The following is a 20,637-nucleotide window of genomic DNA, read 5'->3' on the forward strand; positions in this document are numbered from 1 at the left end:
AAAATCCTAATTCGATAATTCTGTACAAACTTGGGCAACTTTAGCCGTTGCCTCCGACTTACCGCATTGTCTCGCTTTAGTTGCCATCTGTGCAATTTTTTGCGGCTCAGTCACTAACGGCAGTAGCATCTGCATGAGAGCTTCAGCATTCAAGGCTGATTGCTGAACTAACTGTGCAGCACCGGCTGAGACCAAAAACTGAGCATTGGCTGTTTGATGGTCGTCAACAGCATGGGGGAACGGCACAAAAATTGCCATTTTCCCAGCAGCCGCAATTTCACTCACGGTTAACGCACCTGCACGGCAAATGACAATATCTGACCAAGCGTATGCGGCGTCCATATCATGAATGAACTCGCTGACCTCAGCATTAACACCGGCATTTTCATAGCGCTGCTGCACATCATGATGGTTATTTTTGCCACTTTGATGACGAACTGCCAGCGATAAATTACCAGCTTGTTGCTGCAACTTCATCAGCCCTTCAGGCACCACGTCATTGAGTGCTTTTGCGCCGAGCGAGCCACCTACAATGAGTATATTCAGTGGCACCGAAGGCGACTTCTCGGTGATTTCTGCCACACTGGCTCTAACCGGATTGCCCACCACGTCGGCAAGCTCTTCACTAAATGCCCCCGGAAACCCAGCCAATACTTTGTTGGCAATTTTGGCCAGTAGCTTGTTGCTCATGCCTGCAACGGCATTTTGTTCGTGGATAACCAAAGGGATCCCAAGCAGCTTTGCCGCTACGCCAACAGGACCGGTGACGTATCCTCCCATTGCCAACACGACATCGGGTTTACGTTGCTTAAGTATGCGTTTAGCCGCAAGTATCGCGGTTATCACCATAAATGGCGCGGTAACTAGGCGTTTAATGCCATTACCACGAACCCCTTTCATCGCAATAAAATCTATTTCGAAACCGTAACGAGGCACTACATCGGCTTCCATTCTATCGGCAGTACCCACCCAACTGACTTGCCAAGCCTGTTGCTGTAAAAACTGAGCCACTGCAATACCTGGGAATATATGCCCACCTGTACCGCCCGCGACCACTAGAAGACGCTTTGTCATCGTCTACCTCCACGGGATGTTGCTTGTCTTGTAGACATTTTAGTTTCAAAATCAATGCGCTGTAGAATACCAGCCGCGATTGTCATGACCCATAGACTTGACCCACCATAAGACACAAACGGCAGCGTGAGACCTTTTGTTGGCAAAATACCTGCACTGGCGCCAATATTCACAACCGCTTGAAACGCGAACCAAATACCAATACCAAGCGCAAAGTATCCTTCATATTCTTTGTTGGCTTTCAACGCCTTTTGGCCGATAAATAGTGCCCGAGTGACTAACACGCCCAATAAAATAATGATGCTAAACACCCCAATAAAACCGAGCTCTTCAGCAATTACCGCAAAAATAAAGTCATTATGTGCCTCAGGCAAATACTGTAATTTTTGAATGCTGTTGCCTAAACCTTGACCGAACCAGCCACCTTGACCATATGCCATCAATGACTGGACTAATTGATAGCCCGCGCCAAATGGATCTTCCCAAGGGTTTAAAAAGCCCACCACACGTTTCATTCGGTAAGGCTCAATAATAATCAGCAGCACAACCAAAGAAACCCCAGTTAGCATTAAGGTAAAGAATTGCCAAAGCTTTGCGCCAGCTAAAAACAACAGCCCCACGGTTGTCACGAACATCACGACAACGGTTCCTAAGTCAGGCTGCATCAAAATTAAAAACGCATAGGCTGCAAACACCACCATAGGTTTTGCGAACCCCTTAATGTTTTCTTGTACTTCCTCGCGCTTACGTACCAAATAGCCTGCAATATAACTAAAGAAGAACAGTTTAGATGCTTCTGCAACCTGAAGGCCAAAAGGCCCTAGCGGGATCCAGCGCCTTGCACCATTCACTTCTCGGCCAATAATCAGTACCGCCACTAACAATACCAAACCAAAAAGCAGCAAATATGGATTACTACGTTTCCACCATGTCATCGGAATATTGGTGGCGAACCAAAACAGAATAAATGCACCTACCAAGAAGATCAGATGACGGATAGTAAAGTGCAGAGGATTGTCGAATAACCGCTCTGCAACCGGCATAGAAGCACTTGTCACCATCACGAACCCCACTCCAATAAGCATCAACATGCAGTACATTAACGGCACGTCAAATAAGCTTTCGGACTGGCGAGGCGTCAACGCCTCTGTGATGTTCGCAACATTAATCAAGCGTGTTCCTCCACCAAACGGACGAACTCATCCCCCCGCGCCATGTAATTCGGATACATGTCGATACTGGCACAAGCGGGCGCTAGCAATACAATGTCACCATTGGTGGCAATAGTTTTAGCAGCCAACACGGCTTCAGTTAAACTATTAACCCGATGGCTGTTCCTTAATAAAGGCATAAACTGCTCGCCATCCTGTCCAAAGCAGAATAGCGCCTTACAGTGTGCACTCAGCGGCGCTTTTAGCGGCGTAAGATCAGCTCCTTTGGCATCACCGCCAACAATCAAAATAATGTTCTTTTTATCCGTCGCTAAAGATTCAATAGCGGCGACCGTTGACCCAACATTCGTTGCTTTAGAGTCATTAAAATAACGGACTCCAGCAACATCGGCGACCAACTGACAGCGATGTGGTAACCCAGTAAAGCTAGAAAATGCCTGAGCAAATGCAGTCATCGCGATCTGCATCGGTGAAAGTAGAGCCAATACAGCCAGTGCATTAAACTGGTTGTGCTTACCTACCATAGTCAATGTACTGACCGGTAATAGCGGGTTTTGCTGGTGAGCAAAATAGGGCTCGCCTGCAACATTCATCAAATGGTAATCACCTTCAGTAAGCGACACACTGCTGCCTTGACCATGCTGAGCAAAGGTATGCTTATCTTCGGCGTTAAATACAACATGCTCAACATGCTGATAAATGCGTTGCTTTGCCTTGATATACGCTTGGAAGTCTGGGTAACGGTCCATGTGATCCTCAGTAATATTGAGGATCATCGCGGATAAACAAGCAAGGCTATGGGTTGTTTCTAACTGGAAGCTTGACAGCTCCAGCACATAAACATCGTAGGGTTGCTCAAGCAATGACAACACGGAAGTGCCAATATTACCGCCCAGCCCAACTTTTAACCCTGCCGCTTTGAGCACTTCAGTGGCTAAACTGACGACCGTTGATTTTCCATTTGAGCCCGTTACAGCAATGACGGGACGAGTATTTAGCCGCGCGAAAAGCTCAATATCCCCAATTACTTCAACGCCTTGTGCTATGGCTTCCGCAACACTTTGCTCAAAAAGTGGGATCCCAGGACTAATAATGATGAGATCAGTTTGCGCCAAAGCGGCATCGGCAAGATTGCCAAATACCGCTTCACATTCAGGTGCGCTGTGATTCAACCAATCCGCGCCAGGCGGCACAGGACGGCTATCAACCACTTTTGGATTAATACCGTGAGAAAGCAAAAAACGCACAATCCCCTGCCCGGTGACACCAAGCCCCAGTACCGTGACATGCATTTTTTGTAATTGCTCAATATACGTCATTATCTAATCTTCAACGTTGCAAGACCTGCCAAAACCAAGATGATTGAGATGATCCAAAAGCGGACGATCACTCGTGGTTCCGGCCATCCTTTTAATTCGTAATGATGGTGAATAGGCGCCATTCTAAAGATCCGCTGTCCGCGCAGCTTGTATGAACCGACCTGTAAGATAACCGACAGAGCCTCCATTACAAACACGCCTCCCATGATCAACAGTACCAATTCTTGACGCACCAAAATAGCAATAATGCCAAGTGCGCCACCAAGCGCTAGGGAACCTACATCTCCCATAAACACTTGTGCGGGATAGGTGTTGAACCATAAAAAGCCAAGTCCTGCCCCAACAATGGCAGTACATACCACCACTAACTCACTGGTCAGTGGTAAGTGCGGAATATGAAGATAACTTGAGAAGTTAGCGTTACCAGTTACATAAGCAATGATGGCAAGTGCTGACGCCACTAAAATGGTCGGCACAATCGCCAATCCATCCAACCCATCGGTAAGATTAACTGCGTTTGATGTACCTACAATCACAAAGTAGCTCATCACTAAATAGAACAGGCCAAGTTGTGGTAATACATCTTTTAAAAACGGCACTACTAGAGTGGTCTCTGCTGCGTTGGTAGAGGTAAAATATAAAAATGCCGCGGTTGAAATCGCAATCACCGACTGCCAAAAGTACTTCCAACGAGCGATTAGACCTTTGCTGTCTTTTCTGATCACCTTACGATAGTCGTCAACAAAGCCAACAATACCTAAGCTACCAATAACAAATAGCGTAACCCAAACGTACTTGTTACTCAGATCTCCCCATAGCAGTGTACTAGTGAAAATTGCCGCGAGGATCAAAATCCCGCCCATCGTAGGCGTACCGGATTTAGAAAGGTGAGACTCAGGGCCATCATCTCGTACGGTTTGACCAATTTGCATGCGCTGTAACGCTGCAATCAGCTTTGGACCAAAATACAATGAAATCATTAAGGCAGTTAAAATGCCTAAAATTGCTCTAAGCGTAAGGTATGAAAATACGTTAAACCCAGAGTAATATTGGGTGAGATACTCGGCTAGCCAAACTAACATGTTACTTCTCCTGTCTCGCTATCCGACTGGCCAGCGTTTACTAATTCTTCAACCAGCAATTCCATCCGCGCACTACGTGATCCTTTTACAATAACGGTGCACTGGCCTGATTGCTCAGCCAACACAACCTTTAACGCCTTTAGCAGGTTTTCTCTGGTAGAGAAGTGACGGTTTGGTTTTTCAAACACATTGCTCGCACTACTGCTCAAAACCCCCAAAGAAAACAGCTCATCAATACCCTGTTGTTTAGCGTACTCGCCCACTTCACGGTGGTATTCACGGGCATCTTCACCAAGCTCTGCCATATCGCCAAGGGCCAGTACCTTATAGCCAGACATAGAAGCGAGTAAATCAATTGCTGCATTCACAGATTTAACATTGGCATTATAAGTGTCATCTACCACTCGGAGCGTGTCTGACACTTGGATCATGTTGACTCTGCCTTTCACTTCACTCATCTGTGCAAGACCAGATGCTACCTCTGCAAGGCTTGCTCCCAATTCAGTGGTGAGCGCCGCAGCAATAAGTGCATTGCCCACATTATGCTGTCCAGATAGCGGCAAACTCACACTAGCACGCTGTGTACCTCGGCATAAGGTAAATGATGGACGCGCTAACTCGTCTAATTCAACATCTTCCACCCAAGTATCCAGCGACTCCTGCAAACTGTAGCGTTTCATGTTTGTAACGGTAAGATTTTCTTGCCACATTTGGGCATAATCACTATCGGCGTTGATCACTGCAACACCGTCCGCTTTAAGACCTGAGAAGATCTCTCCTTTTGCTTTACCAACACCATCGATAGAACCAAACCCTTCGATATGCGCTGGGGCAACATTACATACAGTTGCAACATCAGGGCTTACCAGCGCAGTTGTGTAGGCGATTTCACCTAAATGGTTAGCACCTAACTCAACCACTGCATATTGGTCATCTTCGCTTAAACGTAATAGTGTCAGAGGCACACCAATATCATTATTAAAGTTACCTTTGGTCGCCAGTACTTTACCCTTTTGCGCTAAAATGGCTGCGCACATTTCTTTTACTGTGGTTTTACCAACACTCCCCGTGATGGCAATGGTTTTTGGTGCTACAATATCAATAACTGCCTTACCAATTTGCCCCAAAGCAATGCGGGTGTCATCTACCACAAATTGCACTAAATCAATGTCTTCGTCACGACTAGATACGATGGCTGCAATTGCCCCACGTTCTTTCGCAACGGCTAAAAAGCGATGACCGTCAAAATTAGGCCCTTTAAGCGCTAAGAATACTTCTCCAGGTTGAATGGTTCTGGTGTCAGTATTTATATTGGCGACTGCCAAATTCTCCCCGTCGTAAGGGGTTGTTAAGACTGCTGCAAGCCAAGAGAAATCCATCTTGATCATGCCTTTTCCCCTTTTAAAATCGCTGCAACGCATTGTCTATCGCAAAAATCAATGCGTTCAGTACCTATAATCTGATAATCTTCATGACCTTTCCCCGCAATCAACACCACACTGTTTTCGTCAGCAAGGTCTATTGCGTGTTGAATGGCCAACCCTCTGTCAGGCTGGCAGACAGCATACTCAGAGTGGATGAGTCCTGCCTTAACGTCATCAATGATTAAATTAGGATCTTCACTGCGCGGATTATCACTGGTGATCACTAGCTTATCCGCAAACTTTTCCGCCGCACGGGCCATCTCAGGCCGTTTACCTTTGTCTCTATCACCGCCACAACCAAACACGCAAATAAGTTCACCAGGTACGTGTTGTCTCAACGCTTGTAGCGCTAGGGCTAGCGCATCGGGTGTGTGAGCATAGTCAACAATACAAGTGGGCTGTTCTGGAGCGCTAAAAGGCTGCATCCGCCCGGCAACGGGAGAAAGCTTAGAACACGCTTGTGCCAGCGATTCAAGGCTCTCCCCTTGGATCAATAACGTGGCAAAGGCAGCTGCTAAGTTATAAAGGTTAAATTCACCGTACAGCGGCACGTTGACTTCACATTCACCCCAACTGGTTTTTAACATCGCTGTTAAGCCATTAGGATGTGCCGACACGGCATCAAAAAACACAAATTGCTCGAACCTATGCTCAGCATGCCAACGCCCGTAAACTACCAACGTCTCATCGTCAAAGGTTTGCGCCCAGCTTGCCCCAACTTCATCATCTAAGTTAATCACTTTGTAGTTAGGCGCACAGCGCGTGAATAATAACCGCTTAGCTTCAGCGTAGCTGTCCATATCGCCATGATAGTCAAGGTGGTCACGGGACAAGTTAGTAAATACAGCGACATCAAAATCACATTCATCAACACGGCCTTGTACTAAACCATGTGAAGACACTTCCATCGCGACTTGCTTATAGTCGCGGTTCAAGCACGCTAAAATACGTTGTAAATCTACATTCGATGGGGTGGTATTTTCTAGTGGAATAAGTGCCTCAGGCTGACCATAGCCTAGCGTGCCTATCACGGCTCCAGCACCACCAACTAGGGTCGCTAAATTGGCAATCATGGCTGTTGTTGTGGACTTGCCATTAGTGCCTGTCACTCCAGTTAACTTCAACTTCTTACTAGGGTAACAATAAAATTTGGCTGCAATAGCCGCTACTTTCTCAGCAAGGTTATCGATGAAAATAACCTGCTCTGGTGGTGCGTTAAGCTCGCTTCCCGTTTCGGCTAATACGCACTTAGCGCCCTGTGCAAGTGCACTGGCTGCATATTTAGCACCATTTTGCGTATGGCCTTGCAAGGCAACAAAACAATCACCCGGTTCGATAGCACGGCTGTCTATTCGTAGGTTTTCTACTTCAAGTGAAGCAATCGTTACCCCAAAGTCACTTAGTACTTGAGCCAGATCACGCATCGTTATCCGCTCCCGAGATATAGGCAACGCGTTCTTTATCTGGCGCCACATTTAAAATTCGTAATGCATTTGACATGATTTCAGCAAATGCAGGGCCTGCAGTTTGACCGCCGTAATATACATCACCAGCGGGCTCATTCACCATCACCACCACTGCCAGTCTTGGGTCGCTCACCGGTGCTACGCCGGCAAAGTAGCCTACGTATTCATCACCATAACCACCTGCTACCGCTTTTTCTGAAGTACCGGTTTTACCTGCAGCACGATAACCATCAACCTTAACGTTATGAGCCGTGCCGCCGCGCTCAAATACCGATTCCATCATTTCTACAACAGCGTGCGTGTCTCGCTCACTAAAAATACGTCGACCTTCTGGTACTTCGTCTTGTTTAACTATCGTTAGCGGTCGCAAGATGCCGCCTGCACCAAACATCGCATACAGTCTTGCCATTTGCGCTGTGCTCACCGACACCGCATAGCCATAAGACAAAGTCGCAATTTCAAAGTTAGACCAACGGCGGTTTGGATAAAATAACCCCGCGCTTTCGCCAATCATATGAGAGCCTGTTGGCTCGCCAAACCCAACCTGCTGATAAAGGTTTATAAATGCTTCTTTCGGTATCATTTGCGAGATCTTGGCAACCCCCATATTGCTGGAAATCTTGAGGATCTCTCTAAGGCTTAGCTCACCATTGTTACGCGTATCTTTCACCAACCCGCCGCTTAAGTTCATCCAGCCTGGGTAAGTGTCTATGGTGTCTGTCGCCTTCACTGCGCCATAGTGTAAACCTGCGAGTATCGCTAGTGGTTTCAGCGTTGAGCCTGGCTCAAACAAATCAGTCATGGCACGATTACGGCGCTTATATGGTGCTGCGGTGCTCAAGTCGTTAGGGTTGAAGCTTGGACTATTCACCAAAGCTAAAATTTCACCGGTATGAACATCAACAACCATTGCCGACCCAGAAGTCGCTTTGTAGCTTAATACTGCTGACTTTAACGCTCGATAGGCGATGGCTTGGATCCGAAGGTCAATGCTGAGATAGACATCTTCAGGTTCGACCCGCTGCTCTTCTGAAAGTACTTGAACCTCTCGGCCTTGTGCGTCTTTACGAATGGTACGTTGACCCGCTGTCCCCGTCAGGGCCGAATCAAACATACGCTCTACGCCTTCAATCCCTTTACCATCAATGTTGGTTACACCGATCATGTGTGCAGTTACTTCGCCACTGGGATAAAAACGTTTAGACTCATCAAGTAAGTGAACCCCAGGAAGGCGCATTTGACGAATATAGTTGGCAACAACCGCGGTGACTTGGCGTTTCAAATAGACAAAACGACGGCTTGGGTCTCCCCGAAGCCGTTCATCGACATTCTCTGGTTTGAGTCTGAGCACATCCGCAAGCTCTTTCCACCTGAGCTCATCATCGTACCAAGCTTGTTTACGTTTGCTCAGCTCGGCAGCGTTTTTCTCTAGTGCTTTGTAATCTTCGCCTTCTTTGCGTGCCCTACGCAACACCTTTTTGGCTAAGGCTTTATCAATGGCTAACGGATCTGCATAGACGCTGACCACAGGAACACTCACCGCCAGCTCTTTGCCGTTGCGGTCGAAGATCATTCCCCGCTGCACGTTGAGCTTTTCAACACGTACAGTACGCTTTTCGTTTTCTTCTATTGCTTTATCGGGTTCAATAACTTGGAGGAAAGCTGCACGTGCGACTAACGTCATAAATACCGTGAGCATCACACCGCACACCAATGCAAAGCGCCAGGTAATAATGGATTGAGTTTTTTGCTTAGGTTTATTCATGGCAGCACAATCACCTGTTCATCTTTACTGGTTGGACGTTGCATCTCTAACTGCATTTTTGCAATTTCTTCGATTCTGGCGTGCTGTGAGTAAAACTCTTCTTCTACAACAAGGTAACGCCACTGCAAATCGAGTTCATCGCGCTGCTGTAATAACTCATCTTGCAGTATTAGTTGCTGCCTGGTTAAATGGGTGATCTGCACGACAGACAGCGCCGAAATTAAGATCGTCAAGAGCAAGAAAGCCGTCAACTTATTGGAAATTAAATAATGTCCAATTTCGACAAACAGATTGGGTTGACGCTGCTTGCTGGCGTTCATTAGAGCTTCTCCGCCACTCTTAATACTGAGCTTCGCGAACGCGGATTTTGTGCAATCTCTTCGTCGCTTGGCTTAATGGCTTTACCCACTGCCTTTAAGGTGAGATTTTGTTTAAGTTGTTCATCCGTTAAAGGCAGACCTCTGGGTATCGCCTCTCCCTTACTCTGCTTTTTAATAAACTGCTTCACAATGCGATCTTCTAACGAATGAAACGAGATCACCACGAGACGACCACCTGGTTTCAATACTTCTAAAGATGCTTGTAATGCCGTTTGAATTTCTTCCAGTTCACTGTTGATATAAATACGGATCGCTTGAAATGTACGAGTTGCCGGATGTTTGTGCTTGTCTTTTACCGGCACTGCATCGTCGATTAATTGCGCCAATTGCGCTGTTGTGGTGATAGTAGTGTGCTCACGGGTTTCGATAATTTTACGAGCAATACGCGTCGCAAATTTTTCTTCGCCATACTTTTTGATCACAAACACCATTTCTTCTAATTCGGCTTCCGCTAACCACTGCGCAGCACTGCGACCAGAATCTGGGTCCATACGCATATCAAGTGGGCCGTCTTTCATAAAACTAAAGCCACGGTCAGCATCATCAAGTTGAGGTGAAGACACACCAATATCTAACAAGATGCCATCAACCTGACCTAAAATACCCGCTTGCTCAGCAACCGATTTAATCTGTGAAAAGCGATTACGGGCGATAGAAAAACGCGTATCGTCAGCAAACTTCTCAGCGGCTTTGATGGCTTGTGGATCTTGGTCTATCGCTTGTAAACGCCCAGTCGATAATCGTTTGAGGATTTCACCTGAGTGCCCACCACGACCAAATGTCCCGTCGATATAAATACCTTCAGGATTTATTGCTAGGGCATCTAGGGTTTCGGTCATTAGTACCGAAATATGCTTAAACTCTTCGCTCATTAATTCGTTTACCCCTACAAGGAAAAGTTTTCCAGTTCAGGGCTTTCCTCAAAGTTTCCTGAGTGTTCAATTTGGGTATCAGCTTGCATTTGCTGATACCAGCGTTCTTCATCCCAGATTTCAAATTTGTTGAGTAAGCCAACTAACATGATCTTTTTGCCGAGCTGCGCATGAGAGCGCAATGAAGGCGCCAGTAAGATCCGACCGTTTTTATCTAGTTGGTATTCTGTAGCATGACCTAGCAACATTCGCTGCCAGCGTCTCACTCTGGGATTGGTGTTAGAGATGCGACTTAGTTTGGTCTCAATTTCTAGCCATTCGGTGAGTGGGTAAAGCCACAAACATGGTTCGTTGATCGCAATAGTGCAAATGACCGTTCCCTGTTCTTCAGACAGCAGCGGTTGACGGTACTTAGTTGGTACCGCAAAACGCCCTTTGTCATCCAAAGCTAGCGAACTTGCACCTCGAAACATGCGTGATCCTATTTATAAGTTGGTTGATCCAGTTTGATCCACTAAAACCCACTTTTTACCACAGAAGAACAGTCTAGGGCTTGACAAGCACTTTTGTCAAGCTAAGTCGGCACCTTTAACGCCTTTGAAAGCCAGAAAAATCGCGGGATTTGTGGAAGATCATGAATTTGGTGGAAAAAAGTGGAGAGATGAAAATAGCTCAGTTTTTTGACTGGATAATCACTTAATACTTTCAAATTAGAAATTAAAAATTCGTGTTCGTCATTCACTCGCGATAGACCGAAAAACAGTGAATTATTTATGCAAATTCGCTTGGTTGTACCCCATTGATTCGGTATCATTCGCGCTCTCTGATCAGCTCCAAAGGTGGGATTATTCTGAAATCTTCAATACAGTTTCGATTTTATCGCTTACTAGTTCTGCTTTGCTTGCCATGTCTGATCATTATTTTATTTCTATTATGTGAGCAACGCCAACAGGCATTAACACAACAGTCACAACAAGCCCTGCACTATGCTAAGCAAGTTGCGGCTATCCAACAGGTGGAACTGGCAGACACTGAACTTGTGCTGCAACAGCTGTCGACGCGTATTGATCATCTTACCGTAGACGACGGTAATTGCCCGCCCCTGCTGTACCACGCTATGTTACTCAGCCCACATCTCGCTAACCTTGGTATTGTCGATGCCCAAGGAAACGTCCTGTGCACCACTCATCAAGCGGGACAAGGTGCAATCAATATTGCCGATCGAGGCTATTTTCAAGCCGCAATGCGAACCGCCAAATTCAGTGTTGGAGATTATCAAATTGATCGCAGTATGCAGCGCGCAACCGTCAATTTTGCCTTGCCTATCTACAACGAACAACAACAGTTCTTATTTATGCTCGTTGCCGTTAAAGGGCTAACGCACTGGAGCCAAACACTGGCAAAACTGCCTCTGCCAGTGGGTACTCGAGTGATGATTGCCGATGCCAAGGAGCAGATAATTGCAGAGTACCCAGCTTCAAAATCTGAGCTTGGCCGAGTAGTAAATAGTACTTGGCCAAGCGGACTGACGGAACAAGCAACCTTAATGAAGACGCCGCAAGGGAACCGCTTGGTGTATGTTAAACAGCCGCTCAACAACAGTAATGGTGCGCTGCAAATCTACTTCAGTTTTGATTTTGAATCTCAGTTAAGCACCATAGATCAACGTTTTATACTATTTTTAGGTGTGTTCTTCAGCATGGTTTTTGTGTTGTTTTGGCAAACACATTGGCAGCTTAAACAGCAGCTATTGAAACCGTTAGGCACATTAAGGCGCGCTATCACTAAACTTGAGTCGGGCAAACAGGACTCGACTCTAGATGCCGCTAAAGTCCCGAGTGAATTTGAGCATATCGCCGAGCGTTTTGCTCATATGGCACAAACTCGCTTAGCAGCTGAAGATAATGCAAATCACAGATTGGCCGTGGTAAGGGCATTGGTGAATGCGCTACCTGACAGCTATGTGCGCCTAGATAAACATGCGCAAATCTTATCGCGCTATGGTGAATATACCAATAACTCCCTGACACTTAGAGAGCTTTTACCGGAGCATATCTACAAGCGTATTCGTGCAGAGCTTGCTTTATTAAACGATAAAACCTACGTGCAACTTGAGTTTTCTCCAAGCTCCAACAAAGTCATCGAATGTCGCTTATGTGCGCTTGAGTCGCACCCTCAAGCATTGCTCATATTCCGTGATATCAGTCAGCGAAAACATCAAGAGGAAGCCTTAAACCTCGCGGCCTTGGTGTATAACAACAGCAGTGAATGCATGATTATCACGGACGCAAATGGCTTTATTCTCGACGTCAACCTCGCGTTTACCAAGGTAACGGGTTACTCCCAAGCTGAAGTCTTGGGCAAGTCAACCTCTATGCTAAGCTCGGGACAACACGACCGCAGCTTTTATCAATTAATGTGGCGACAGCTCAATGAGCATGGACGCTGGCAAGGTGAGATAGTTAACCGAAAGAAAAACGGAGAGCTCTACACGGAGTGGCTAACTATAGACAGTGTCTATGATAAAAACCGTGAAATCTATCGTCGTGTTGCGATCTTCACCGATATTACCGAGATAAAACGAAAAGATGCTTTGATCTGGAAACAAGCTCACTTTGACGAGTTAACCGACTTACATAACCGCGTGGGCTTAAAAAAGCACCTTAAAAAACAAGTCGCAAACAGTCAGCAGCACACCGCTGTTTTACTTCTCGATCTCGACAACTTCAAAGACATTAACGACACGTTAGGCCACTATTACGGTGATTTACTCCTAAAAGCTGTCGCACAGCGCTTGAAAACCGTCGCGCCACATTCGTTTTTATCTCGTATTGGCGGAGATGAATTCGTTTTTGTGCTGCCGAATGATGAGCATAAAACCCAATGTAAGGCCCTAGCCACTCAGATCCAGTCTACATTAAAGCAAGCATTTGAGATCCAAGACGAACAATGCCACATCACAGCGAGTATTGGGATCGCTATTGCACCTCATGATGGGAGTGGTGCTGAATCCTTGTTAAAGGCGGCAGATCAAGCCATGTACCGAGCAAAACAACAAGGTCGTAATGGCTATGTCATCTTTGACGATACCTTACGTAAAGTTGCAGAATCCAGAATGCATATGCTTAAAGGGATCCGTACCGCGCTGCAGCAAAACCAATTCGAAATGCATTATCAACCCATTGTTGCAATGACTAATAATCAGGTAGTAAAGGCTGAAGCCTTGATCCGATGGCGTCACCCAGAGCAAGGTATGATAAGCCCAGCTGAATTTATTCCGCTTGCAGAAGAAACCCAGTTGATCCATAACATTGGGGACTTTGCTTTTGCGCAATCGGTAGACACTCTGTCACAACTTAAACACTTAGGTCACGACACCCAAATTAGTATCAATGTGTCGCCGGTGCAGTTTGCTGCAAAAAACTGTACCTTAGCAACATGGCGTGACAAGCTGACCACGTTGAAGTTACCAACAACACAGGTGGTATTGGAAGTGACTGAGGGCATGATGATGCATAATGATAGCCGCACAAAACAGCGAGTTGAGCGATTAAAGCAACAGGGCTTCCAGTTTGCCCTTGATGACTTTGGGACTGGGTACTCTTCTTTGGCTTACCTTAAGCAGCTAGATTGTCACTTTGTAAAAATCGACAAACGATTTGTTGACGGGATTGCGACCAATGCAGATGATTTAACGCTGTGCGAGACCATTATTCTTATGGCCCATCGCCTTGGCTTAAAAGTCATTGCAGAAGGCGTTGAAACCGCAACTCAGCATCAGCTGTTAAAACAAGCTGGATGTGATTTTGGTCAAGGTTATTATTACTCAAAGCCACTGCCACAAAGCGAGTTTTTAGTCTTAATGACAGAAAAAAGCCACATTGCTGTGGCTTAATCTGTGCGGCTCGAATTACTCAGCCAACCCCAATGCAGTCATCATCTTGTTCGCGATATCAACATGGTGCTGCATGGTTGAGAACTGTTTAGTCACACCAGCAGGGCCGAACGCATAGACAGGTACAGGTGCTGCCGTGTGTGTACCTGTGCCCCAAACTACATTCTGTTCAGATGCAATAGCACGCGCAATTTTACCAGTGTAATCTTCTTTCGCGTATACATAGAAATCGCTAAAGTCTTCAAACGCTGGGATCATGGTAGCATCTTTGTCGTCATATACGCTTTCGCTCACTTTCGCGGCGTTGTCTAGCGTTACCGTGTAAGATGTCATTTCTTCAATGGTTTGCTTCCAAGTTGGTCCTGATACATTTTCATAAGCTTCATCAGGAGCTGCCTCAGCAAGAATATCGAAGAAAGTCCCTGTTTGCGCGTAAAGCTTATCTAGTTGCGCAAGTGGGCCAAAGTTAAATTTAGGATGGTACTCTTTCGCTACGCCATTCACATGCATGCCATCACCTGAAAGCATCTGTGCTTCAGGACGTTCATGTTTAGAGTAACTAAAACCAAAGCTGCCTGTTTCATGGTCTGCTGTCACAACAACTAGGGTATCGTTACGGTCTTTTACCCATTCATGAACGGCTTCTACTGCTTCATCAAATTTAAGTAACTCGTTTAGCATCCAACCTGCGTCATTTGCGTGACCCGCCCAGTCAATTTGACCACCTTCAATCATTAAGAAGAAACCGTCTTCATCTTTAGATAAGATATCCAGTGCTTTAACCGTCATTTCCTTCAGTGAAGGCTGCGTACAGCTATCGTTTTGCTGACAAGCTTTATACGCGATAGCATCGTCCATGCCTGAGTTTGCGAATAGACCAAGTACCTTTTCACCTTCAAAGCTACTTAGCTGTGCTTTATCAAATGCCAAGCCATAACCGTGTTGTTCTTTTGCTTCAACAACTAGGTTAGTTTCGTCTCCACGCTTTGATTTTTTATATACGCTACTAGGCATTCCTAGCGCGTCTAGCTGCGCTTTTACATCAGCGTTATCAGGTGTGCTCTTTGGTACAAAAACACGTGCACCACCAGATAGCATAACATCAACACTACCAGAGCGAACCAATTGCTCTGCGATCTCAGCTTCGTATGAACGGTGTGGCATATGTGCTGCAAATGCCGCTGGCGTAGCATGAGTAATACGAGTGTCCGACACAAGACCTGTGGCTTTGCCTGCCGCTTTGGCTTTTTCTAGGATAGTCGCCACTTTGTTACCTTGAGCATCTAGACCTATCATTTCTGAACCAGCAGCAAGACCAGTTGCAAGTTGCGTAGCTGAACATGCAGAATCAGTAACTAGACTACCAGAAGCACCATGCGGAGCATTGAGTGATAGACCTAAATGACCACCATTCGCAAGCTTAGATAGCGCAGTTTGATTGCCTTTATTTTTATAAGTTGAGTTTGGCGCGCGCTGAGCATACTCTTCAAGTAAGCCGACTTGCTGTGGTCCCATACCATCACCAATCATAAGGATCACATTTTTTACTTGTGTCACTTCTTGCACTGGCACTTCTTTGATGACTTCAACTTCTTTGATCACCTCAACGGTTTTTGTATCGTCATCACACGCGGTAAGTAGTATTGCAGAGATAGCAACTGTAAGTAACTTTTTATTCATTGTACTGTTCCTGAAACGTAATATTTGTCTGTAAGGCGGGCACAGTCTAGGCCTAATACATGACTTTTTTATTTCAGCAACGTGACAAAAATTATATTAGTTTACAAAGAGTTATAATATAACAGTGCAAATAATTTGGTAAAATGAAACAATTTACACTCCATTTTAGAGTGATTACTCTCGTTCCGAGCGATTGGAAAACCAATTAGAAATCGGCCGACTAGATAATCCAAACACAAAAATGCTCAATAGAACGGTTGCCATTGCAACCTGCGTAATTTGTAGCCCCGTTGGTAGCTCTTCACTTAAAAGCATTAAAGTCAGCACCACAGACGCCAGCCCCTTAGGCCCAAACCAAGCTAAGGTAAAGCGCTCTTTGGTGGTTAAGCCACCGCCTAACAAGCAAATAAAAACGGGGATCAATCGAAACAAAGCGGTTGCTAACACCGCGTATAACCAAACCTGCCATTGCGTGACCTGAAACAACACCACACTGGCCGAGAGACCAAATACAACCCAAATCATAAAGGCGGCAAACTCGGCGAGGTGCTCCCCTTCTTCAATGAGCTGATCTTTAAACTCATCACGATAATATTTATCAAACAGCAAACCACTAACGAATGCGGCAATGAAGCCACTGCCGTGTAATGCTTGGGTCGCAGAGAAAACCAAAAATGCGATCCCCACAAACAAAAAGGGACTGGTTTTAGAGGCAAAATAATGATGTTGATATGCCCGTTTTAGTAGCCAAATAATAATGCCTGTAAGTATCACGGCAACCAAAAGTGCAATCCCTACTTCTCGTATAAAAATCCAAGCGAATGATTCAGTCGTTGCTTGCATTCGCTCTGCTAACACCCCGAGTAAAAAGAGAAAAACCGGAATACATAAGCCATCATTAAGGCCACTTTCAACATTGATTGCTTCACGTAATCGAGTAGGTACGACCTTATCTTGGATAAAGGTTTTACACAAAGTCGCATCGGTTGGGGTAATGATCACAGCTATTAAAAAACAAGCTAGCCACGACAAGTGAAACAGCTCATAGGCCACCCAGGCCCCCAATATCATAGTGAAAGGCAATCCTAGTAGTAATTTTAAGGGTAATTGAAAGCTATGAGACAGTACCCGCAATCGCGTTTTTGCAGCATCAGAAAACAAATATATCGCTAGCGTTAGCTCAATTATGGGCAGCAGCGTCTGTAGGCCGTTAATATCTACCGCTAATGCCTGCTGCCCTCCTTCCATATTACCCAGCACTAAACCTATTGTGGCCCCAGTCAAGACAAACCACATCGGGGCCGTCAACTCAGCTCTATCAAGTTGCCGAGCCGTGATGCTATAGATAAAAAGAGAGAGCCCAATCGCTGCAATCAAAGCATAAATCACGTTGCCATTCCTTTATTTAAACTGCTGCTGTCAAACGAGTATGGCAAATCTTGTGAGTCTAAGTAAGCCAAGTTGATAAAAATACTACGTTATCACAGCACACAAACTCAAAATAACCACTCATTGAAACCTCAGGTTAGTTAATTTTTCACCTTTGTGTCATCGGACTGTAAAAAACCACCATTAGGCTATTTGCAACAAACTGGACTAGACCAGATAAATTAACCCAAACTTTTGAGAAAAGAGCAATGAAAAAACTAACCCAAATCGCTGCTGCCGTGTTACTCGCCACCAGCCCCAGTCTATATGCTGCGACAGGTAAACTCGTTGGTGTTGTAAAAGATCCACAAAGTAATTTATCTGGTGCCGTTGTCTCGGTAAAAGGCCAAGATGTATCCACTGTATCTGATTATCGTGGTCGCTTTGAACTGCCAAAACTAGATGCCGGTCGCTACACCTTAGTCGTGAATTATATGGGTTATCAGGAAACTGAGCTTCAAGTTGAGGTAACTGATGGCAAAGTCACTAGGTTGTCTCCCATCTTATTAAACCATCAACAAGCGATGGAAGAAGTCGTTACGGTTGGGCAAATCTTCCGTGGCGAAATGGCCGCTGCAAATAACCAAAAAAATGCCAGCAATATCAAAAGTATCATCTCTGCCGATGGAATTGGTAAGTTACCAGACAGAAATGCCGCTGAAGCCGTGCAACGTATTCCAGGTGTGTCGATAGAGCGTGACCAAGGTGAAGGCCGGTTTGTTGCAGTGCGTGGTTTACCGTCACAATGGAGTTCGGCCAGCATCAACGGTAACCGCCTTCCCACTGCTGAAGAGGAAACCACCAGCCGCGCCACTGCATTCGACTTTTTTCCAAGCGAATTGATTGAGTTTGTGGAAGTGTCTAAAGCTATCACTCCCGACATGGAAGGCGATGCGATTGGCGGTAATGTTAATTTCGTGACCAAAAAAGGCGCTGATGATTTTATTCTCAAAACCAACTTTGCTGTGGGCCAAAATGAACTGGCCGATGGCACAAACTATTCTGCCAATGTGGTGTACGGCGACCGTCTACTCGACGACAAGCTAGGTTTTATTATTAACGCCACAGCTTGGCAGCGAGATTGGGCAACCGATAACTATGAGCCACGTCGTGGTAACGATGGCTTAGGTATTTATCGCTTAGAGCTGCGTGATTATACGGGAACCCGTGAAACTTATGGCTTAAATGGCTCGATGGAATATCAGCTTGAAAACGGCACGCTCAGCGCCAGCGCGCTGTATGGTACACTGATTGACGATGAAACCCACTATAAACACAGACTGCGTTTTGATAAAGACCGTGCTGAGCTTCAGCATATTCGCAACGAACTCATTACCGAAATGCAAGGCTTTGAAATTGCGGGTGAACATGACTTTGGCTTTGATAAAACGCTCTCTTGGCAACTAGCGACCTACGAAAATGAGTTCCGCTATGGCGATAAACCCAACAGCGATGACAACAGCTATTTTGTCGCCCGTTTTGATCAAAAAAATGTGGGATATGTTGGACTTGAAGACCGCGAAACCGGTAAAAATTATGCCTACAACCAAGTAGACGGCGGCAACGATCCTTGGAACGCCATTAGTAATCACTTCCCTACGGGTTTTACACTCGATCCTAGCAAAATGGGCTTATCTTGGGTTGAGCTATACAAAGTCTACGTCAACGAAAAAGACAGACTGGTGGCCAATGCCGACTTTGACTGGCAATACAATAACCAGCTAGCGGTTAAATTTGGGGCAAAATACCGCGACAAAGTCCGTAAAGCTGACTTTGCTGATGAATTTTACGCCTGGGACAGCGAACAATATGGCGCAGCGCCAACGCTTGCAGAGTTTGCGCTAAGCGATCAACCCGGTCGCAGTGATTACTTAAGCGAAGCCAAGTTTGATTATCGCACGCAGCTGTCGCAAGTGGCCTCCACCGATGTTCTTGCTCAGTTTTGGACGCAAAATCGCAATAAGTTCAAGCTGGATGCTGGTGAATCAGCACTCATCAGCAATGGTGGAGCGCTGGGCAGAAACTTTGATGTTGAAGAAACCCACACCTCGCTCTACGGTATGGCAACTTACCAAGCCAGCGACAACTGGGAGGTATTAGGTGGCTTACGCGTTACCCGCACCGATACCGAAGTGTCTGGCTACACCTATTTAGCCGACGAAGGCAAAGTTGTTGATACCACCAACAGCAATGATTATTGGTCCATATTACCCGCACTACATGTTACTTATCGTGCCAATGACGCTACCAATTATCGCCTCGCACTAACTCGCACCTTTGCCCGTCCTGACTTTGGTTCGTTAACACCAGGCGCAACTTACCTTGAACAAGACAACCAGCTTAATTCAGGCAATCCAGCACTCGACCCTACGTACTCAAATAATCTCGACTTGATGGTAGAACATTACTTTGACCGCGTTGGCTTGGTCTCTGCGGGGGTATTCTACAAAGATATCCAAGACCCAATCTTCCAAGCCACCAGCGTTGGCAATTACAACGACAAGCAAGGCGTGACCATCATCCGTCCTGAAAACGGTGATAGCGCTTGGCTTGCGGGCATTGAACTGGCGTTTAACCGCGACCTTGGTTTTATTTCTGACAGTTTGAGCAACTTTGGGGTAATGACCAATGCGACCTTTATGGATTCTGAAATGCAGATCCCAGAGCGCACAGAAAAAGTAGCCATTCCACGTCAGGCCAATGAGCTTTACAACTTTACGCTGTATTACGACGACACCCGCTTTGCCGCTCGAATAGCACTCAATCATAAAGGTGCTTATATCGAAGAGCACGGTGGCGATAACCAATCGGATAGCTACTATGGCGCCAATACCAGCGTCGACTTTACAACGTCATACCAACTTAATGAACAAACATTAGTTTACCTAGAGCTGAGTAACCTCACCAATGAAGCATTGCAGTACTACCAAGGTGAGCAAGGTCGTCCATTACAGGTGGAATACTATGGTATCCGCGGTATGGTCGGCATTAACTATCAATTTTAATCCAAGCTCTCTTGATTAAGCCAATTGGTATAAACCGGTTGATGGGCAATTCGCATAGGATTGCCCTCGAATTAC

The 20,637-nt window shown here is 45.8% G+C and carries 14 protein-coding genes; 2 read left to right on the forward strand and 12 right to left on the reverse strand.

What is annotated here, in order from left to right; all coding sequences use genetic code 11:
* Positions 1-6: 6 nt before the first annotated feature.
* The 10 genes from murG to mraZ are packed head-to-tail and all read right to left on the reverse strand — an operon-like array spanning position 7 to position 11,027.
* The gene (murG, locus tag CEX98_RS01145) at positions 7-1,074 is read right to left on the reverse strand and encodes an undecaprenyldiphospho-muramoylpentapeptide beta-N-acetylglucosaminyltransferase (RefSeq protein ID WP_099640310.1); all 1,068 of its coding nucleotides are present in this window, start codon (positions 1,072-1,074) and stop codon (positions 7-9) included.
* The gene (gene ftsW, locus CEX98_RS01150; protein WP_099640311.1) at positions 1,071-2,246 is read right to left on the reverse strand and encodes a cell division protein FtsW; all 1,176 of its coding nucleotides are present in this window, start codon (positions 2,244-2,246) and stop codon (positions 1,071-1,073) included. The genes murG and ftsW overlap by 4 nt, the downstream gene beginning before the upstream one ends.
* On the reverse strand, positions 2,243-3,565 hold the full coding sequence (gene murD / locus CEX98_RS01155) for a UDP-N-acetylmuramoyl-L-alanine--D-glutamate ligase (protein WP_099640312.1): 1,323 nt from the start codon (positions 3,563-3,565) through the stop codon (positions 2,243-2,245). The genes ftsW and murD overlap by 4 nt, the downstream gene beginning before the upstream one ends.
* Positions 3,565-4,647, reverse strand: a complete 1,083-nt coding sequence (mraY, locus tag CEX98_RS01160) for a phospho-N-acetylmuramoyl-pentapeptide-transferase (protein WP_099640313.1) — start codon at positions 4,645-4,647, stop codon at positions 3,565-3,567. The genes murD and mraY overlap by 1 nt, the downstream gene beginning before the upstream one ends.
* The gene (locus CEX98_RS01165; protein WP_099640314.1) at positions 4,641-6,035 is read right to left on the reverse strand and encodes a UDP-N-acetylmuramoyl-tripeptide--D-alanyl-D-alanine ligase; all 1,395 of its coding nucleotides are present in this window, start codon (positions 6,033-6,035) and stop codon (positions 4,641-4,643) included. The genes mraY and CEX98_RS01165 overlap by 7 nt, the downstream gene beginning before the upstream one ends.
* A complete protein-coding gene (locus CEX98_RS01170; protein ID WP_099640315.1) occupies positions 6,032-7,495 on the reverse strand; it encodes a UDP-N-acetylmuramoyl-L-alanyl-D-glutamate--2,6-diaminopimelate ligase in 1,464 nt (487 codons plus the stop codon). The genes CEX98_RS01165 and CEX98_RS01170 overlap by 4 nt, the downstream gene beginning before the upstream one ends.
* Positions 7,488-9,302, reverse strand: a complete 1,815-nt coding sequence (locus CEX98_RS01175; protein WP_099640316.1) for a peptidoglycan D,D-transpeptidase FtsI family protein — start codon at positions 9,300-9,302, stop codon at positions 7,488-7,490. Before CEX98_RS01175 ends, CEX98_RS01170 begins: the two co-directional genes overlap by 8 nt.
* Positions 9,299-9,622: a cell division protein FtsL gene (gene ftsL, locus CEX98_RS01180; RefSeq protein ID WP_099640317.1), complete on the reverse strand. Its 324-nt coding sequence runs from the start codon at positions 9,620-9,622 to the stop codon at positions 9,299-9,301. Before ftsL ends, CEX98_RS01175 begins: the two co-directional genes overlap by 4 nt.
* Positions 9,622-10,554 carry a 16S rRNA (cytosine(1402)-N(4))-methyltransferase RsmH gene (rsmH, locus tag CEX98_RS01185; RefSeq protein ID WP_099640318.1) on the reverse strand — a complete coding sequence of 311 codons (933 nt, stop codon included), beginning with the start codon at positions 10,552-10,554 and terminating at the stop codon, positions 9,622-9,624. Before rsmH ends, ftsL begins: the two co-directional genes overlap by 1 nt.
* A gap of 14 nt (positions 10,555-10,568) precedes the next feature.
* A complete protein-coding gene (gene mraZ, locus CEX98_RS01190; protein WP_099640319.1) occupies positions 10,569-11,027 on the reverse strand; it encodes a division/cell wall cluster transcriptional repressor MraZ in 459 nt (152 codons plus the stop codon).
* 428 nt (positions 11,028-11,455) lie between these two features.
* Between mraZ and CEX98_RS01195 the strand changes: the two genes are divergently transcribed.
* Positions 11,456-14,449: a bifunctional diguanylate cyclase/phosphodiesterase gene (locus CEX98_RS01195; RefSeq protein ID WP_099640320.1), complete on the forward strand. Its 2,994-nt coding sequence runs from the start codon at positions 11,456-11,458 to the stop codon at positions 14,447-14,449.
* A 15-nt stretch (positions 14,450-14,464) separates the two neighbouring features.
* On the opposite strand, the gene CEX98_RS01200 is transcribed toward CEX98_RS01195, so the two are convergent.
* Together CEX98_RS01200 and CEX98_RS01205 are read right to left on the reverse strand one after the other, a co-directional pair.
* Positions 14,465-16,129, reverse strand: a complete 1,665-nt coding sequence (locus CEX98_RS01200; RefSeq protein ID WP_099640321.1) for an alkaline phosphatase — start codon at positions 16,127-16,129, stop codon at positions 14,465-14,467.
* Between the two features lie 174 nt (positions 16,130-16,303).
* Positions 16,304-17,518, reverse strand: coding sequence for a cation:proton antiporter (locus tag CEX98_RS01205; protein ID WP_099640322.1), 1,215 nt, complete (start codon positions 17,516-17,518; stop codon positions 16,304-16,306).
* A 248-nt stretch (positions 17,519-17,766) separates the two neighbouring features.
* Here CEX98_RS01205 and CEX98_RS01210 point away from each other — a divergent pair, with 248 nt between their 5' ends.
* On the forward strand, positions 17,767-20,562 hold the full coding sequence (locus tag CEX98_RS01210; RefSeq protein ID WP_099640323.1) for a TonB-dependent receptor: 2,796 nt from the start codon (positions 17,767-17,769) through the stop codon (positions 20,560-20,562).
* Positions 20,563-20,637 lie beyond the last annotated feature (75 nt).

Origin of the sequence: Pseudoalteromonas piscicida, assembly GCF_002744175.1 — a bacterium.
Lineage (GTDB): Bacteria > Pseudomonadota > Gammaproteobacteria > Enterobacterales > Alteromonadaceae > Pseudoalteromonas > Pseudoalteromonas piscicida_B.